At 61.9% G+C, this 16,329-nt stretch carries 17 protein-coding genes; 12 read left to right on the plus strand and 5 right to left on the minus strand.

The features are described 5' to 3' along the window. The coding region (locus ACSQ3I_RS09820) for a LysR family transcriptional regulator substrate-binding protein (RefSeq protein ID WP_435998356.1) at nucleotides 1-723 on the plus strand (723 nt) is incomplete at its 5' end. Between the two features lie 26 nt (nucleotides 724-749). Here ACSQ3I_RS09820 and ACSQ3I_RS09825 read toward each other — a convergent pair. Genes ACSQ3I_RS09825 through ACSQ3I_RS09840 form a run of 4 tightly spaced genes read right to left on the minus strand, consistent with a single transcriptional unit; the run spans nucleotide 750 to nucleotide 5,308 of the window. After that, complete coding sequence (locus ACSQ3I_RS09825; protein ID WP_435998358.1) at nucleotides 750-1,691, minus strand: ABC transporter permease; 942 nt, start codon at nucleotides 1,689-1,691, stop codon at nucleotides 750-752. Then, nucleotides 1,688-2,758: an ABC transporter permease gene (locus ACSQ3I_RS09830; RefSeq protein WP_435998360.1), complete on the minus strand. Its 1,071-nt coding sequence runs from the start codon at nucleotides 2,756-2,758 to the stop codon at nucleotides 1,688-1,690. Before ACSQ3I_RS09830 ends, ACSQ3I_RS09825 begins: the two co-directional genes overlap by 4 nt. Then, nucleotides 2,755-4,287, minus strand: coding sequence for an ABC transporter ATP-binding protein (locus ACSQ3I_RS09835; RefSeq protein ID WP_435998361.1), 1,533 nt, complete (start codon nucleotides 4,285-4,287; stop codon nucleotides 2,755-2,757). The genes ACSQ3I_RS09830 and ACSQ3I_RS09835 overlap by 4 nt, the downstream gene beginning before the upstream one ends. Nucleotides 4,288-4,309: 22 nt before the next feature. Next, nucleotides 4,310-5,308, minus strand: coding sequence for a BMP family protein (locus tag ACSQ3I_RS09840; protein ID WP_435998363.1), 999 nt, complete (start codon nucleotides 5,306-5,308; stop codon nucleotides 4,310-4,312). Nucleotides 5,309-5,510: 202 nt separating this feature from the next. On the opposite strand from ACSQ3I_RS09840, the gene ACSQ3I_RS09845 reads away from it, so the two are divergent. Continuing rightward, a complete protein-coding gene (locus ACSQ3I_RS09845; protein WP_435998365.1) occupies nucleotides 5,511-6,290 on the plus strand; it encodes an N-acyl homoserine lactonase family protein in 780 nt (259 codons plus the stop codon). A gap of 113 nt (nucleotides 6,291-6,403) precedes the next feature. On the opposite strand, the gene ACSQ3I_RS09850 is transcribed toward ACSQ3I_RS09845, so the two are convergent. Further along, nucleotides 6,404-6,871 carry an Lrp/AsnC family transcriptional regulator gene (locus tag ACSQ3I_RS09850; RefSeq protein ID WP_435998366.1) on the minus strand — a complete coding sequence of 156 codons (468 nt, stop codon included), beginning with the start codon at nucleotides 6,869-6,871 and terminating at the stop codon, nucleotides 6,404-6,406. Between the two features lie 153 nt (nucleotides 6,872-7,024). On the opposite strand from ACSQ3I_RS09850, the gene ACSQ3I_RS09855 reads away from it, so the two are divergent. The 10 genes from ACSQ3I_RS09855 (at nucleotide 7,025) to ACSQ3I_RS09900 (ending at nucleotide 16,328) form a co-directional block, all read left to right on the plus strand. After that, complete coding sequence (locus tag ACSQ3I_RS09855) at nucleotides 7,025-8,002, plus strand: thiamine pyrophosphate-dependent dehydrogenase E1 component subunit alpha (protein WP_435998368.1); 978 nt, start codon at nucleotides 7,025-7,027, stop codon at nucleotides 8,000-8,002. Between the two features lie 11 nt (nucleotides 8,003-8,013). Then, entirely contained in the window at nucleotides 8,014-9,027 is a 1,014-nt protein-coding gene (locus tag ACSQ3I_RS09860; RefSeq protein ID WP_435998370.1) for an alpha-ketoacid dehydrogenase subunit beta, read from the plus strand. A 5-nt stretch (nucleotides 9,028-9,032) separates the two neighbouring features. Next, the gene (locus ACSQ3I_RS09865; RefSeq protein ID WP_435998372.1) at nucleotides 9,033-10,163 is read left to right on the plus strand and encodes an acetoin dehydrogenase dihydrolipoyllysine-residue acetyltransferase subunit; all 1,131 of its coding nucleotides are present in this window, start codon (nucleotides 9,033-9,035) and stop codon (nucleotides 10,161-10,163) included. A 2-nt stretch (nucleotides 10,164-10,165) separates the two neighbouring features. Further along, a complete protein-coding gene (locus ACSQ3I_RS09870) occupies nucleotides 10,166-10,756 on the plus strand; it encodes a VOC family protein (protein WP_435998374.1) in 591 nt (196 codons plus the stop codon). Then, nucleotides 10,753-11,445: an amino acid ABC transporter permease gene (locus ACSQ3I_RS09875; RefSeq protein ID WP_435998376.1), complete on the plus strand. Its 693-nt coding sequence runs from the start codon at nucleotides 10,753-10,755 to the stop codon at nucleotides 11,443-11,445. Before ACSQ3I_RS09870 ends, ACSQ3I_RS09875 begins: the two co-directional genes overlap by 4 nt. Next, nucleotides 11,435-12,085: an amino acid ABC transporter permease gene (locus ACSQ3I_RS09880; RefSeq protein ID WP_435998378.1), complete on the plus strand. Its 651-nt coding sequence runs from the start codon at nucleotides 11,435-11,437 to the stop codon at nucleotides 12,083-12,085. The genes ACSQ3I_RS09875 and ACSQ3I_RS09880 overlap by 11 nt, the downstream gene beginning before the upstream one ends. Before the next feature lie 99 nt (nucleotides 12,086-12,184). Next, nucleotides 12,185-13,006, plus strand: coding sequence for a transporter substrate-binding domain-containing protein (locus tag ACSQ3I_RS09885; RefSeq protein ID WP_435998380.1), 822 nt, complete (start codon nucleotides 12,185-12,187; stop codon nucleotides 13,004-13,006). Between the two features lie 65 nt (nucleotides 13,007-13,071). Then, nucleotides 13,072-14,289: a diaminopropionate ammonia-lyase gene (locus tag ACSQ3I_RS09890; protein WP_435998382.1), complete on the plus strand. Its 1,218-nt coding sequence runs from the start codon at nucleotides 13,072-13,074 to the stop codon at nucleotides 14,287-14,289. 12 nt (nucleotides 14,290-14,301) lie between these two features. Then, nucleotides 14,302-15,096, plus strand: coding sequence for an SDR family NAD(P)-dependent oxidoreductase (locus ACSQ3I_RS09895; protein WP_435998383.1), 795 nt, complete (start codon nucleotides 14,302-14,304; stop codon nucleotides 15,094-15,096). Further along, nucleotides 15,096-16,328, plus strand: a complete 1,233-nt coding sequence (locus tag ACSQ3I_RS09900; RefSeq protein ID WP_435998385.1) for a M20/M25/M40 family metallo-hydrolase — start codon at nucleotides 15,096-15,098, stop codon at nucleotides 16,326-16,328. The genes ACSQ3I_RS09895 and ACSQ3I_RS09900 overlap by 1 nt, the downstream gene beginning before the upstream one ends. Nucleotide 16,329 lies beyond the last annotated feature (1 nt).

Raw genomic sequence — 16,329 nt, forward strand, 5'->3', positions numbered from 1 at the left:
GGGAAGCGCATCCTGCTGACGGAACTCGGCCTGCGGCTGAGGCCATTTATCACCCAGATGGCCGAACAGGCGGAAAGCGTTCGCCAGGCCGCGAAGGATTTTCGCCTGCTGCGTCAGGTGCCGCTCAAAATCGGCATCATGAACACGATCGGGCCGATGCGGCTGTCGGCCCTGCTCGCAGGTTTCAAGGAGCAGCATCCGGGCGTCGAACTCGGTGTCCATGAGGGTGGCTTGGACGAGCTCCAGGCCAAACTTGATTCCGGCGAGATCGACATGGCGGTGCTGCACGCGCCGGGGGGCTATCCGCCATCGGTGCGGGCGATGCCGCTCTATCGCGAGCGTTATGTCGTGATCGTGCCGCCGGGTCATCCGTTTGAACGCCAGGATACCGTGCGGCTCGGCGACACCAAGCAGAAGGCCTATGTCGACCGCCTTGCCTGCGAGATGCGTGAGACGGTGATGCATGTCTGCGGGCAGAACAGCATCGAACTCTATGCAACATTCCGCTCTGAACGCGAGGACTGGATTCAGGGAATGGTGATGGCCGGCATGGGGTTCGCGTTCATGCCCGAATACTCGGTCACCCACACGGGCATCCTGCGCCGCCCCTTGGTAGAGCCCTCGGTCGAGCGCGAAGTTTGCCTCGTCAACATCGCTGGCCGGCAGCTCTCCCCGGCCGGTCAAGCCTTCACCCGAGCCACGCAGGCGCATCGTTGGGGATAGCTCGCGCGTTGGCTCCTGCCAAGCGTCTATCGTTGTTCGGCGTCGTAAGGCTGCATCAGGGCGGCGGGGCCGCCGCTGCGTCTGGAATTCAAGATCATCGCCACCAATGTTGCTGCATAGGGTAGAGCAAGAAGAAGTTGGTAGGGCAGATCGACCGAGCCGCTGGCCTGCAGGCGGAGTTGGAAGGCGTCGATGGCGCCGAATAGCAGCGCGGCGCAGGCGCAGCCTATCGGGTTCCAGCGTCCAAGCACGACAAGCGCCAGGCAGATCCATCCCCGTCCCGAGATGATTCCGAAGGTGAACGAGCCGAAGGCGGCGAGGTTGAGATAGGCACCGGCAAGTCCGGCAAGCCCGCCGGCAAAGATGAGCGCCAGCACTCGTATCCGGATGGGGTCGATACCGGCGGCGGAGGCGGCCTTAGGGTTTTCGCCGACGGTGCGCAGCGAAAGACCCGCCGGTGTCCTGTAGAGGAAGAAGGCCAGGGCGGGCACGAGCAGATAGGCGGCATAGGTCAGCGCGTACTGGTTGAAGAAGACCTGGCCGATCACCGGAATGTCGGACAGGAAGGGCAGTGGAATGGACTTGAACGGCGTGATCGACGGCGGGGTGCTGCTCTCGCCGAAACCCAGGCGGTAGCTATAGAAGACAAGACCGGTGGCCGCCATGCTGACACCGAGGCCGGTTACGGTCTGGTCGAGCCGCAAATGCACCACAAGCACTGCCATGAAGGCGCCCAGCAGCATGCCGATAGCTATCGCGGCACCCACGCCCAGCCACAGTGAACCGGTGGCGAAGGCGGTGCCAAAACCGGCAAGCGCACCCGACAGCATCATGCCCTCGATGCCCAGATTGAGCACGCCGGAGCGTTCGGCGGTGAGTTCGCTGAGCGTGCCGAGAAGCAGGGGGATGGACAGTCTTACGGCTGCTGCGAGGAAGCCGACGTCCAGGATCAGGTCGAAGATGCTCACGGAGTTGCCTTGCTTTCGGGGGACATGCGGAAACGGATCCGGTAGCGGGAGAGCATCATCGCCGCCAGGACTGCGATCAGGCAGATCCCCTGCATCGCATCGGCGATGAAGAAAGGCACGCCTGTCTGACGGGACATTTCGTCCGCACCGGTGGTGATGGCAGCAATGAAGAGTGCTGCCGGTATGATTCCGACGGCTGACAATCGCGCAAGCATCGCCACGACGATGCCCGCATAACCATAGCCGGATGAGATCGAGGCTATGACCTGGAACTGGATGCCGCCAATTTCGCCGGCGCCGGCCAGGCCTGCAAGAGCTCCCGACAGGAGTGCCGCCAGCAGCGTTACGCGGGAAACGTTCAAGCCGGCGTGCCGCGCGGCTTTCGGGTTTTCTCCGACGATCTTCATCGACAGGCCGAAAGTTGTCCGCTTCATGATCAGGCTGATGACACCAACGGACAGGAAAGCCAGCAGGACGCCCAGGTGCAGTCGGGTGCCTTTCCACAAGATCGGAAATTCTGCCGCCGGCAGAATGCTGGGGCTGTTCGTCCATCCTGTCACCGGGTCCTTCCATGGCCCGGAGAGCAGCGCCTGCATGAGATACATGACGATGAAATTCAGCATCAGCGTGCAGACGACCTCGTCGACGCCGAACCGGGTCTTGAGGGATGCCGGGACGGCCGCGAGGGTCGCCCCCGCCAGTGCGCCGCCGACAAGCATGGCGGGAATGAAGAGCGGTGCCGGCAGGCTGAGAGCACCGATCCAGGCGGCTGCCATGGCGCCGACGATGATCTGGCCTTCGCCGCCGATGTTCCAGAAACGTGTGCGAAACGCGACCAGCGCCGCAAGGCCCGACAGCATCAGCGGGGCAGCGCGCGCAAGTGTTTCGGTCAAGGCGAACTTCCCCCAGAAAGCCGCCGATATCATGATGCCGAAGGCCTCGATCGGGTTCGCGCCGGCCAGCAGGATAAGGATGGCACAGATCAGCAGACTGACGCCGACGGCCGCAACCGGCATCATGGCGTCATGGAGCGGGGAATTCCTGTCGGGTTTGGCGATCAGTCTCATGCTGCCTGCCTCCCCGCCGTCCGGCCTTCCGTCATGGTCAGGCCGACCGTGGAAATGCTGGCCTGTTCCACCGGGAGGTCACGGATGATCTCTCCTTCGTACATGACCGCGATACGGTCCGAGAGTTGGAAGAGTTCGTCGAGATCGTCCGAGATCAGCATGATGGCACAGCCTTCATTCCGCAAATTCATCAGTGCCCGGTGAACGAATGCGATGGCCGAAACATCCAGCCCCCGGGTTGGCTGGGCGATGACCAGAACACGGGGAGAAAAGGCCAGTTCTCGAGCGATGATGGCCTTTTGCTGGTTTCCGCCGGAAAACAGTCCGACCGGCATATGCGGATCGGGCGGGCGCACGTCGTAGGATGCGATCTGCTTGGCGGCGAAGTCGAGGATCGCCCGCCAGTTCAGCCAGCCCCGGTTTGCGAACGGTGCCTCGACATAACGCGACAGGACCATGTTTTCCAGGAGCGGCAAAGAGCCGACGAGGCCCGCGCCGATCCGGTCCTCGGGAATATAGGCGAGGCCTCTGGCCTGCATCTGTCTTGGAGAGGGATTCTTGACGATGCTTCCATCGATCCTGATTTCACCGGCGAGGGCCGCTTCCACGCCGGCCACGGTTTCGGCGAGCCGCACCTGTCCATTGCCGGAGACGCCGGCAATGCCGACGATTTCGCCGGCGTGGATGTCGAGATCGATAGGCTCCTTTGTATCGTTGTGCTTCGCATGGCTGAGCGTCAGGCCTTTGAGAGAAAGCCGCACATCGCCTTTCCGGGCGGGTTCGCGCACCACCCGTTCGGGCTCGTGCCCACACATCAGCGACGCCAGCCCGATGTTGGTGAGCGTCCCGTCATTCGGCATGTCGGCCACCACTTCCCCCCGGCGCATGACCACGATGCGGTTGGTGATCGCCCGGACTTCGTTGAGCTTGTGGCTGATGAACACGATCCCGACATTGTCGTCCCTGAGTGCCCGCAGGGCGGTGAACAGGCCTTCCGTTTCCCGTGGCGTCAGCACGGAGGTCGGTTCGTCCAGGATCAGCACGCGCGCCCTGCGGAAGAGCGCGCGGAGAATGTCGAGCCGTTGCTGTTCGCCGACCGCCAGATCGCCGGCCAGCCGGTCCGGATCGAGGTGGAGGCCGTAGGCATCCCGGATCTCGGACAATCTGTGCAGCGCGGAACGGCGGTCGAGAAGGCCGCGGCGCCCGGGCAGGCCGGTCATCAGGTTTTCCAGCACAGTGTGGCGGGCCACGGCGTGGCTGTGTTGATGAACCATGCCGATGCCCAGCGCAATCGCATCTGCGGTCGTGTTGATGCCGACGGGCTTGCCATCGATCCGGATCGTACCCTCATCCGGCTGGTAGAGGCCGAAAACCACGTTCATGAGCGTGGTCTTGCCGGCACCGTTCTCGCCCAGCAGGCCAACGATTTCTCCCTTGCCGAGGTCAAAATTCACTGCCCTGTTTGCTGTAGCACTACCGAAACGCTTGGTGATGCCGGTGAGTGACAGGATCGGCGTGTCTGTGGACATATCTGCTGCCTCCGAGGGCCCGTCAGTCGGATTTCACTTCGCCTTCTTCGTAAACGACCTTGGTCGCTCCGCTTGCGATTTCCTTGGACTTCGCGTCGATCGCGGCCTTGAGCTCGGCCGGCACCTTGTCCTCGAAGCTCTTGTAAGACGCGAGGTAGTTGACGCCATGGGCGATGTTCTCGAGTTCGCTGTAGTCCTTGGCAGCGAAAGTACCGGAGGCAACGGCTTCGGCCGATGCCTTGATGATCGGATAGGGATCCCACATCGCGCTGCTGACGACGGTTTGCGGGCTGATCGCCGACTGATCCGTCATGTTGCCGATTGCAAGCATTCCTCGTTCGGTGGCGGCCTCGATGACACCCATACGTTCGGCGAAAACCACGTCGACCCCCATGTCAGCCATGGCAATCGTTGCTTCCTTGGCCTTCGGCGGATCGAACATCGAGCCGATATAGGCAACTTTCATCTGGATGTCGGACTTCGTTGCCCTGGCGCCGGCGCGATAGGCGTTGAGCAGGCCATAGGTGGTCGGAACGGCAATGCCGGCGACGACGCCGATCTTTCCGGATTTCGAAAGTCCCGCTGCCAGCATGCCGGCGAGATAGGCGGCCTCGTAGTTCTGCCCATAGAAGGTCGAGACGTTGGGGGCCGTCGGACCCATCGCCGAGCCGAGGGTGAAGGCCGTATCGGCATAGCCGGCGGCAACGCGCCGACACATCTGCTCGGTGCCATAGGCGTCGCCGACGATGAGTTCGATCCCTTCCTCGCACCATTGGCGCAGGACCCGCGGGAAATCGGCGGCTTTCACGGATTCGGAATATTTGTAGTCAAGGCCGTTTTCCGACGCGACCCGCGTCATCGCCAGGTGAAGCTGGGTGACAAACGGTTCCTCCATGGGAGTCTCGAAAATGGCGCGGATGCGTGGCGCCGTGCCGGCAGCCCGTGCGGCCGGCAGGCCGGTTGCCCATATCCCCAGACCGACTGTGGTCAGTTTAAGCAGATCGCGTCGCTTGTGGTTCATTCCATCCTCCCGATTTCCCACTTGCTTTTTCCCCTCGACAACAAGTTAGCATCGCAGCAATGCGCAAAATTTGTGAAACACGCCTTCAAACGCCATAAAATCGCGTGATTTTTAGAAAAATGCAAAAAAACTGCGTAAGTTTGCGGGCACATTTCAAGTGCTGGGCGCAATCCCGGCAGACGGAGCGGACAAGGAGAGAGTTGTGACGCTTGCCAGAAAAATCACCGTCCTTCTCCTCGGCTACGAGGTCATTCCGAAGACGGTTTCGACCCGGAACCGGGGCAGCCGTTTCGTCATGGCCGAGCCGATCTGTGCCTATCTGATTGAAACCGCGCGGGGTTTTGTGCTGTTCGATACCGGCGTGAATGTCGACAACATCCGCGATCCCGTTCGGTGCGAGGATTATTTCATGAGCCGTGGCTGGCTGGCGCCGCCGATCGTCCTGCCGGAACATGATTTCCTGACGCAATTGGCGTCTATCGGCGTATCACCGTCCGATATCAACGATGTCGTGCTGAGCCACGTCCATTGCGATCATACCGGCAATCTCAAGCATTTCCGGCACGCACGGATCTGGATCCAGCGGCTGGAGCACGAATTCGCTTTCTCCGATCATGGCAGTCCCGCCGTGTTCAACGACGATTTCGATTTTCCGGATATGCGCTGGCAGATCGTCGACGGCGATTGGGAATTGATGCCGGGGATCGAAGGCATCTTTACCCGTGGCCATATGCCGGGGCATCAGTCGCTTGTCGTGACCTTGCCGAAGGAAGGCGTCAAGGTGTTGACAGCGGATGCCGGCGATCTCTGGGAAAACTTCGAGGAAGAGATCATTCCCGGCGAAAGCTGTGATGATGAAGCCGCTCTTGTGTCAATCCGCCGGCTGAAGGCGATCGCCCGGGAGCGTTCTGCCGAGATGATCCTGTTGCACGATCCGGTCAGGGTACAGACGCTGCGATTGGCACCGGAATTCTATAGCTAGACACTTGCCTGCGAAGCGCGAAAATCCTCCATATCCGGCATTGGCCCGCTTCCGGAGACCAAGCCGGCCTCCAGCCAGGGGCGGGGTGGCTCGGACAACGAGCCGTCGGCGTGTCAGCTTTCCTCGTCCAGGGGAACCGCCAGGCTTACCTTCACGCGATCCATGACGACGAGCGTGTTGAAGCGCTTGATGTTCTTGTTATTGAACAGAAAGTCGTTGGTGAAGGCCTCGTAGTCGCTCATGCTCTTGACCGCGACGATCAGGATGAAATCCACCTCACCCGTCACGTAGTAGCACTGAATGACTTCAGGCGTCATGCGCATCGCCTTCTTGAAGTCGCTCATGATGTCCGGCCGTTCCCGCTCCAGCGAGACTTCGACAACCATGGTGAGCCGGTGCCCGACAGCCGCCGGTGCGACCACGGCAATCTCGGCTTCGATGACGCCTGTCTCGCGCAGGCGGTTCAGCCGGCGCATGCACGCCGATGGCGACAGTCCGATTGCCTCGGACAGGTCCTGGGCCGTGCGCCGGGTGTCCGTCTGCATCAGATTGAGGAGTTTGATATCAAATTTATCAAGCATGCCCAAATCGCTTTATTTTTGCGCCTATCCAAATTTATTGCGTAAATTTCTCGAGAATGCAAGAAATTTGAGAAATTTACGCGCCACCTGCCTTTAGTATCCATGGCACGGCACCTTTAGTCCCATGAACCATTGCCCACACCGGAGTTCGCCATGAGTGGAATGCAGCTGTCACGAGAAAAATTGTTGGAGGCATACCATTTGATGCGGACGATCCGCGTCTTCGAGGATCGCGTCAGCAGTGAGATGGCGAGTGGCGACATTCCGGGCAACACGCACCTCTATGCCGGTCAGGAAGCTTCCGCCGTCGGCGTCTGCATGCACCTCACGCAGACCGACCACATCGCCTCGACGCATCGCGGCCACGGGCACAGCATCGCCAAAGGGTGTGATGTGGACGGCATGATGGCTGAAATTTTTGGCAAGGACACCGGTATCTGCCGTGGCAAGGGCGGTTCGATGCACATCGCCGACCTCTCGAAAGGCATGCTCGGCGCCAACGGCATCGTCGGCGGCGGTCCGCCGCTGGCGTGCGGCGCAGCCTTGACCGCCCAGGTTCTCGGCCGGGACGACGTGTCCGTCGTTTTCACCGGTGACGGGGCCATCAACCAGGGCACGACCGCCGAAAGCATGAACCTTGCCCAGGTATGGAAGCTGCCGGTGATCTTTGCCGTGGAAGACAACGGATTTGGCGAAGCGACGGCGAGTTCGTTTGTCGTCGCCGGCGAGATCGTCAAGCGTGCCGATGCACTGGGCATGGCCTTTGCGAAGGTGGACGGCGTCGACTTTTTCGCTGTTTACGACGCCATGGCCGAGGCGGTGGCACGGGCGCGCCGGGGTGAAGGCCCGACGCTGCTGCACATCGAGACGCCGCGCTACTACGGCCATTTCAGCGGCGATCCCGACAATTACCGCAGCGCCGAAGAGAAGGCGGCCATGCGCCGCGACCGCGATTGCCTGACGACCTTCCGTCGCCGCGTCGGCGAGACGAAGTTGCTTGCAGAGAGCGACCTGGATGCCGTCGATGCCGAGGTTCAGGCCCAGATCGACAGCGCCGTCAAGGCTGCCAGGGCTGCGCCGCAGCCTTCCCTCGATACACTTACCACCGACGTCTACGTCCGTTACGTCTAAGCGAGAGCGATATGCCGCAGAAATCCTACCGCCAGGCCCTCAACGAGGCCCTTCACCACGAAATGGCTCGCGACCCGCGCATGATCGTCCTCGGCGAGGACATTGCCGGCGGTGCGGGCGCATCCGGCCAGCAAGATGCCTGGGGTGGCGCTTTCGGCGTGACCAAGGGCCTGCTCGGCGCCTTTGGCCCCTCCCGGGTACGCGATACGCCGATTTCCGAGAGCGCCTTTGTCGGTGCCGCGGCCGGCGCGGCCCTCACCGGCCTGCGCCCGGTGGTCGAGATCATGTTTGTCGACTTTCTCGGCGTCTGTTTCGACCAGATCTTCAACCAGGCCGCCAAGTTCCGCTACATGTTCGGTGGCCGGGCGGTGACGCCTTTCGTTCTGCGCGCCACATACGGCGCCGGCACGCGGTCGGCCAGCCAGCACAGCCAGGCGCTCTACCCGATCTTTACCCATGTTCCCGGCCTGAAGGTGGTGATCCCGTCGAACCCCTATGACGCGAAGGGTCTGTTGATCCAGGCAATTCGCGACGACGACCCGGTGATCTTCCTGGAGAACAAGCTCCTCTACGATACGGTCGGGGAAGTTCCCGATGGGGCCTATTCCATTCCCTTTGGCGAAGCCAATGTCCTGAAGGAAGGTGACGACGCCACCATCATCGCCTTCGGTCGCATGGTGCATTTCGCAAAGGAAGCTGCTGCCATCCTGGCCGCCGAGGGCATCGATTGCACGGTGGTCGATCCCAGGACGACCTCACCGCTGGATGAGGACACAATTCTCGAGATGACGGAGGCAACGGGCCGCGTGGTCATCGTTGACGAAGCCAATCCGCGCTGCGGCATGGCTGCCGACATTTCTTCCATTATCGCCGAGAACGCCTTCGGTGCGCTGAAGGCCCCGATCATGAAGGTGACCGCGCCGCACACACCGGTGCCCTACGCCCCCAATCTCGAAGCGGCTTACCTGCCGGATGCCAAGAAGATCGCCGACGCGGTCCGCAAGACCATGGCCTACAGGAGATAACGAGCATGGACACTGAGATGCAAGCAATCACCATGCCCAAATGGGGCATGACCATGACCGAAGGCCGTCTCGCTGCGTGGCTCGTCAAGGAAGGTGAGCGGATCTCGACGGGCCAGGAAATCATGGAGGTCGAGACGGAGAAGATCACCAACGTGGTCGAGGGACTGGTATCCGGCCTGCTTCGGCGCGTCGTCGTCGAGGAAGGCGCGGTTGTTCCGGTTGGCGCTCTGCTCGCCGTTGTCGCCGAGACGAGCATTTCCGACGGCGAGATCGATACTTTCGTCGCCGGCTATGCCGAGCGTGCCGGAACGACCGGTTCAGATGCGAACGCCTATCCTGCGCCACGCATCGTTGAAGCCGGCGCTCACAGGCTCAATATTCTCAGCCTCGGCGCCGGCGCCGGCGCCACGCCCGTCGTGCTGGTTCATGGTTTCGGTGGGGATGCCGGTACCTGGCTGTTCACCCAGGATGCGCTTGCCAAGGACAGGCCGGTCCATGTCATCGATCTGCCCGCCCATGGCAGTTCGGCGCCAACCGTGCCTTCGGGCAGTGTCGATGCGCTTGCCGCATCGGTCATCGCCGCGCTGGACGCGCTGGGTATCGAGAAGGCGCATCTGGTCGGCCATTCGCTGGGAGGTGCCGTGGCATTGTCCGCGGCGGCCAGCGCACCGGAGCGTGTCCGTTCGCTCAGCCTGCTGGCGCCCGCGGGCCTGGGACCGGAGATCTCGACGGACTACATCGACGGTTTCCTTGCGGCCGACCGGCGCAGGCCCATGAAGGATGTCCTTTCCAAGCTGTTTGCCGATCCGGGCGCGATGAGTTCGGAAATGGTCGAAAACGTACTGAAATTCAAGCGACTGGAAGGCGTCCCGGAAGCACTGGCCTCCATTGCGGCGGGGCTTGTGGCCGATGGCCGTCAGGCCGTCGACCTGCGGGAGGCGCTTTCCGCCGCATCGGTTCCCGTGCTGGTCATCTGGGGGGAGAAGGACAGCGTCATACCGGCCAGCCAGGCCGACACCCTGCCGGAGAGTGTTCAGGTCGAGCGTCTGGCCGATGTCGGGCACATGCCGATGATGGAAGCGGCCGCCGCGGTCAATCGCCTCCTCGTTTCTCACCTGAACCAGGCGGATCGCTGACCATGCCGGCGTCAACAGGATTGCCGGGACTGCAAGGAGCCGAGCATATCGGCATAACGGTGCCCGACTTCGATGCCGCGATCGATTTTTTCGTCCGCGTCATCGGCTGCGAGTTCATTCTCGACGGGGGTTCTTATGCCGACCCAGACTTCATGGAGCGTCAAATCGGCGTCGACCGGCGTTCCAGTTTCCGCTGGGGTTTCGTGCGCTGCGCAAACGGATTGAACTTCGAGGTCTTCGAGTATTCGGCGCCGGAGCAGGCTGCCGTACCGCCGCGCAACAGCGATATCGGCGGCCATCATGTGGCGTTCTACGTCGATGACATCGATGCAGCCGTCGCGCATCTGCGTGCGCAAGGCGTGACCGTACAGGGAGAGGTGCAACGGATCGATTCCGGCCCGGCAAAGGGTTCGTTGTGGATCTACTTCCAATCTCCCTGGGGCATGCAGTTCGAACTGGTGAGCTATCCGGACGGCAAGGGCGACGCGGATTCTCCCGCTCGTCGCTTGTGGCATCCACGGCTTTCCGCGGCGGCGAAAGCGCAGGCCGGCCAAAACCCCTCCGAAAACGCACGAGTCGAGCAACAACGATGATCGATTATGCCTTTCTGCAATCACTGGATTTCACGGTCGCATGGACCTACCTGCCGGTGCTGCTGGGGGGCTTGCTGATCAACATCCTGTTGACCGCCATCGGCTTTCTCGGCGGCGGGGTCTTTGTCGGTACTTTCCTGGCGATAGCCAATCTGTCGCCCCATCGGATCATTCGCTGGCCGGCGCTGGGTTTCGTCGAGTTCTGGCGATCGACGCCGCTGCTCGTCCAGGCCATCTGGGTGCATTTTTCCGTCCCCGGTTTGACAGGTCTTTCGACAACCCCTTTCCAGAGCGCATCCATCGCATTGATCTTCAATGTCGCCGCCTATTGCAGCGAGATCATTCGAGGCGGCATCCTCGGTGTCGGGAAAGGCCAGTTCGAAGCCGCAAAGGCACTCGGAATGCGCGCTTATCCGACCTGGCGTACCGTGATCATTCCACAGGCGATCCGCCTGATGCTGCCTCCGTTGATCGGCACGATCATCAGCATCTTCAAGGCGACGGCGATCCTTTCCGTCCTCGCTATCGACGACCTGCTTCGGACCTCCAGCCGGCTGTCGAACTATACATTCCAGCCGGTCGAGATCTACACGACGGCGGCAGTTCTCGCCTTTGCCGTCGGGGCTGCCATCAGTCTTGCCGGCTATTTTGCGGAAAGCGCTCTGAAGGGGGCCTCCCATGGACGTTGATCTCATTTTGCGCAACAGCGGCGCATTGTTCGACGGTGTCAAAGTGACGCTCGCCATCACGCTGATCGGCGTCCTGATCGCCCTGGTCGGTGGCGGCCTGATCTGTGCGATGCGGCTTTCGACCTCTGCCGTCCTGCGCGCCTTTGCACGCTGCTACATCCTGTTCTTCCGCATCACACCTGAAGTCATCCTGATCTTCTGGGCCTACTACTGCATTCCGCTGATCTTCGGCACGACGGTCTCCGGTTTCTGGTCGGGATCGGTGGTGCTTGGGTTGATCGGTGCGGCCTATCTCGCGGAGATTTTTCGCGCCGGCATCGCGGCCGTGCCGCGTGGACAGAAGGAGGCGGCAGAAGCGCTCGGGCTCGGCGTGTTCCCGAAGTGGTCCATCGTCATCCTTCCCCAGGCGCTGAAGCTGGTGATTGCGCCGCTGGTGAACTACTTCACGGAGTTCCTGAAAGGCACGACCTTGCTTTCCGCCATCGGCGTCATGGACCTTTCATTGCAGGCCTATCTGCTTGGCGGTCAAACATTCCAATACGTTACATTCCTGTCCGCGATCGCGATCATCTATTTCGCGATCATTTTCCCCGTCACACTTTATGCGCGCCGACTTGAGAGGCGACTCGCCAAACGGTGACGAGATCACAGCACTGCCCGCGAAACTGGCTCGACATGGTTCGCCATGCGCAGACAGGCAGCTCTCTACAAGCATGAAAAACCAGAAAAGGGGAATGACATGAAATCACTTATGCATCGGTTAGGGCTCATAAAAGTTCTGCTCGTCCTGGCTTTGGCCTGGTTTGCCGCGCCCGCGATGGCCGACGACCTGATCAAGGAGATCAAGGAACGGGGCGTCTTCAAGGTCGGCATGGCCGAAAGCCCGCCATGGCAGGCACCGAACCCGGTCTCGGGGCAATATGAAGGCTTCAACGTCGACATGGCGCAACAGATCGCAAAGATCCTCGGTGTCGAACTCGAAATCGTCCCTGCGACCTGGGCGACCCTTATCCCGGGTCTCGAGGCGAAACAGTATGACATCGTCTGCGCCAATCTTTTCGCCACGCCCGAGCGTGCCGTTGTGGTCGATTTCACGGAGCCTTATGACACTTACGGCTTCCACCTCGTGACCAATGCCAAAAAGGGCATCACGTCCATTGACGCTCTCAATTCGCCCGATGTGACATTTGTCGGTCAAAGCGGCACCGTCGAGGAAAGCTATCCGAAGGAACTCTTTCCGCAGGCCAAGGTTCGCGGCGTCGTGACAAACGACATCGCTGCCTGGATCAGCGAAGTCGCCTCGGGCCAGGCGGATGCCGCCTTCCTGGATCCCGGCACGCTTATGCTTCTCAAGACCCGTAGCCCGGCGCTGACGGAACGGCTGACGATTCTCAACAAGGAAGATGCCCTGGTGAAGCCCGTCGGTTTGGCCTACGCCGTCCGCCCCGGCGACCCCCATCTGCTCAACTTCCTCAATACGTTCATCCGCAATGCCGTGCGCAGCGGAGACAATGTGAAGTTGCGCGACAAGTGGTTCGCTGAACTGGCCAAGCAAAAATAATCGAACCCCGGGGCCGGGCATGGAGCTGCCCGGCCTATCTCGGGCCCAATCTTTCGGAGGTGATTATGGAACTTAAACGCTTCGACGCACTGGCAATCCAAAATGCCCACTCAGACCGTTCTCGTCCCTATGGCGAGTGCGAGCGACGCGTTCTGAACCAGGAAGGCTTCCGCAAAGCCTATGCCGAGATTTCGTCCTGGCCGGGGTACAAGGAGACGCCCCTCATAAAGCTCGAAGGAATGGCGCAGCAACTGGGCGTCGGGGAAATATTCTACAAGGATGAAGGCCAGCGCCTCGGGCTGAAAAGCTTCAAGGCCATCGGCGGCGCCTATGCGGTGCTGGCGATTCTGCAGCGCTATCTGGCGGCGCAGGGAATTACGGAGCATGTGACCGCTGCCGACCTGATTGCAAAGAAACATCGCGCCGAAGTGGAGAAGGTGATCGTCGCGGCTGCGACCGACGGCAACCACGGCCGTTCCGTCGCCTGGGGTGCGCAGATGTTTGGTTGCCAGTGCGTCATCTATCTGCACGAGCATGTCAGTCTCACCCGGGAACAGGAAATCGCCCGCTACGGCGCGCGGATTGTCCGCGTCGCGGGGCACTATGACGACTCGGTTCTTGCCTGTGCGGCGGATTCGGCCGTCAACGGCTGGTATGTCGCCGGGGATACATCGAACGACGTCGGCGCGGATGTTCCATCGTTGATCATGCAGGGTTACACCCTCGTTGCGGCCGAGATCCTCAGCCAGCTTGCAGAGCGGAAGCCGACGCACGTTTTCGTGCAAGCTGGCGTCGGCGGATTGGCGGCTGCGGTCGCAGGACATTATTGGGAATTGCTTGGCACCGAGCGCCCGAACATCGTCGTGGTCGAGCCGCAACGGGCGGACTGTGTTTTTCGCAGCATCGCAGCCGGCCGGCCGACTCAGGTGCCGGGCGACACCAACACCGTCATGGCCTGCCTGGCGGCTGGCGAGGTGTCCGCGCCTGCCTGGGTCATCCTGCAACATGCCGTCGATAGCGTCATCGCACTGCCGGAGAGCGCCGCTGCGCCGACGATGCAGGTCCTGGCTGCCGGGATTGCGGGCGATCCGCCGATCGTCGCCGGTGAATCGGGTTGCGCCGCGACGGCGGGCCTGATCGCGGCGGCGTTGGATCCACGGCTGCGCGACATGCTCGGCATTGGACCGCAATCGCGCATCGTCACGATCGGGAGTGAAGGCGCGACGGATGAAGATGCCTATCAGCGTATCGTCGGCCGTGCGTCCGAGAGCGTTGCAGCCTGACAGGAGGATAACATGGACGTTCAAAACAATCTTCTTTCCGGAAAGAGGGCGTTTGTCACCGGTGGCGCCCAGGGCATCGGCCTTGCGGTGGCCGAGGCGTTCCTTCGGCAGGGTGCCAGGGTCGTCATTGCCGATATCGACAGGCGCACCCTTGATGCGGCCCAGGCACATCTGGATTCCGTGGCGCCCGGACAGGCTGAAGCCGTCGTTCTCGACGTTGCCGACTTCGATGCCACGGAACGTCTCGCCGATACCCTGTTTGCGGACGGCGGTGTCGATATCGTCGTGCCGAATGCCGGCATACTCGCCCTGAAGCACGGCATCGACACGGATATTGCAACCTGGCGCAAGGTTCTGGATGTCAATCTCACCGGCGCCTTCATCACTGCAACCTCGTTTGCACGACGCATGGTGTCGGCCGGGCGTACGGGCCGCATCATCTTCACCGCTTCGATTTTCGGATTGCGCGGCGGACGCGAAAACAGCGCCTATTCTGCATCGAAGTTCGGCATGATCGGGCTGATGCAATGCCTTGCGGCCGAGCTTGCCGGAAAGGGCATTCTCGTCAACTGCGTCTGCCCCGGGCAAATCGAGAGCAAGATGCTCCATTCGCTGTTTGACGAACGGGCCGATCTCCAGGGCGTAAGTGCCGCGACGCTGTATCAGGCGTTCGAGGCAAAGATCCCTATCGGCAAGCTCGGCACGGTGGAGGATGTGGCGGGAACCTATGTCTACCTCGCCTCCGATCTCGGGCGTTACGTTGCGGGGCAGTCGCTGGTCACCGACGGCGGCTGGCAGGTCGGCTGATGATCCCGACGCTAGACGATGGCGCGCTTGCAAAACGTTTTGCCCAGGACGGCCGGGAGATTCTGGTCGATCTGTGCGCCCGGTTGGTGGAGGCGCGCAGCCCGCAGCCGGTGGGGGACACCACCGCGCCGGTGACGGTGATCAAAGCGTTCCTCGAACAGGCCGGGCTGCAGCCGCGCATCGTCGCTGCCATGCCGAACAAACCCAATCTCGTGTGTTCGTTCGAGGGCACGCAGGCCGGTCCTCATCTTGTCCTCAACGGCCATCTCGATACCTTGAATGCCGGGGACGAGGCGGCCTGGACGGTGCCGGTCTTCCAAATGGCTCGAAACGCCGGCCGGCTGACCGGGCTTGGCATCGGAAACATGAAGGCGGGTTCGGCAGCGCTCGCGATGGCCTTTGTCGGGCTGTACCAGCAGCGATCCCGGTTGCACGGGCGCATCACGCTGACCCTCGTTGCCGACGAAGTGGTGTTCGGTCCCCATGGCGCGGCATTCCTGCTGGACAATGAGCCGGATCTCACCGGTGATCTGCTGATCAATGCCGAGGGGCCGGGTTTTATGAACCTTGCCGTGGCGGAAAAAGGTTTGCTTTGGGTCGCGGTGGAGGCCTCCGCGCCGGCGGGGCAGGGCATGCTGACGCGGGCCGGCGCGTCGGCGACAGCGCGGCTGGCGCGATTTCTCACCATTGTCGATGCCTGGAACGAAGAGCGGGTGGCTCCCCCGGCCGGTATGGAGGATCTGGCCGAGGGTCAGCACGGCCTCCGTCTTTCCGTCAATGCAGGCACCTTGCAGGCGGCTGGATTCGTGAGCCAAGTGGCGACCAGCGCCACGGCCGAGATCGATTTCCGTGTTCCGCCGGGAATGACAATCGAGGCGATCGAGGAGCGGCTGAATATCGAGGCGGGGCGCATTGGCGGTATCGAAGTCCGGCGCATCAAAGGTTGGAACCCGAACTGGACGGCAATCGATCATCCCCTCTGCCGGACGGTGCGCGCCGCCAGCGAAAGCGTGCGCGGCAAGCCGCCTTTGTCGGTCGTCAGGCTGCCCGCCAGCGATGCGGCGCGCTGGCGGGCGCGTGGCGTTCCGGCCGTGTGCTACGGGCCGCAGGCCGAGCTGGCCTCCGGTCTCGACGACTATGTTTTCGAGGACGACGTGGTGGACTGCGCGGCCGTTTACATGGCGGCCGGGCTCGGCCTTTGCGCGCCGTCCGATCAGGATCGGGAGGAGTGAT

The organism is Rhizobium sp. LjRoot30 (assembly GCF_964253915.1).
In the GTDB taxonomy this organism is placed as follows: domain Bacteria; phylum Pseudomonadota; class Alphaproteobacteria; order Rhizobiales; family Rhizobiaceae; genus Metarhizobium.

Coding starts and splice junctions, on each gene's coding strand:
- ACSQ3I_RS09895 (WP_435998383.1), top strand. CDS start 14,302: ATGGACGTTCAAAACAATCTTCTTTCCGGAAAGAGGGCGTTTGTCACC.
- ACSQ3I_RS09880 (WP_435998378.1), top strand. CDS start 11,435: ATGGACGTTGATCTCATTTTGCGCAACAGCGGCGCATTGTTCGACGGT.
- ACSQ3I_RS09865 (WP_435998372.1), top strand. CDS start 9,033: ATGGACACTGAGATGCAAGCAATCACCATGCCCAAATGGGGCATGACC.
- ACSQ3I_RS09830 (WP_435998360.1), bottom strand. CDS start 2,758: ATGAGACTGATCGCCAAACCCGACAGGAATTCCCCGCTCCATGACGCC.
- ACSQ3I_RS09855 (WP_435998368.1), top strand. CDS start 7,025: ATGAGTGGAATGCAGCTGTCACGAGAAAAATTGTTGGAGGCATACCAT.
- ACSQ3I_RS09840 (WP_435998363.1), bottom strand. CDS start 5,308: ATGAACCACAAGCGACGCGATCTGCTTAAACTGACCACAGTCGGTCTG.
- ACSQ3I_RS09870 (WP_435998374.1), top strand. CDS start 10,166: ATGCCGGCGTCAACAGGATTGCCGGGACTGCAAGGAGCCGAGCATATC.
- ACSQ3I_RS09890 (WP_435998382.1), top strand. CDS start 13,072: ATGGAACTTAAACGCTTCGACGCACTGGCAATCCAAAATGCCCACTCA.
- ACSQ3I_RS09860 (WP_435998370.1), top strand. CDS start 8,014: ATGCCGCAGAAATCCTACCGCCAGGCCCTCAACGAGGCCCTTCACCAC.
- ACSQ3I_RS09900 (WP_435998385.1), top strand. CDS start 15,096: ATGATCCCGACGCTAGACGATGGCGCGCTTGCAAAACGTTTTGCCCAG.
- ACSQ3I_RS09875 (WP_435998376.1), top strand. CDS start 10,753: ATGATCGATTATGCCTTTCTGCAATCACTGGATTTCACGGTCGCATGG.
- ACSQ3I_RS09885 (WP_435998380.1), top strand. CDS start 12,185: ATGAAATCACTTATGCATCGGTTAGGGCTCATAAAAGTTCTGCTCGTC.
- ACSQ3I_RS09850 (WP_435998366.1), bottom strand. CDS start 6,871: ATGCTTGATAAATTTGATATCAAACTCCTCAATCTGATGCAGACGGAC.
- ACSQ3I_RS09835 (WP_435998361.1), bottom strand. CDS start 4,287: ATGTCCACAGACACGCCGATCCTGTCACTCACCGGCATCACCAAGCGT.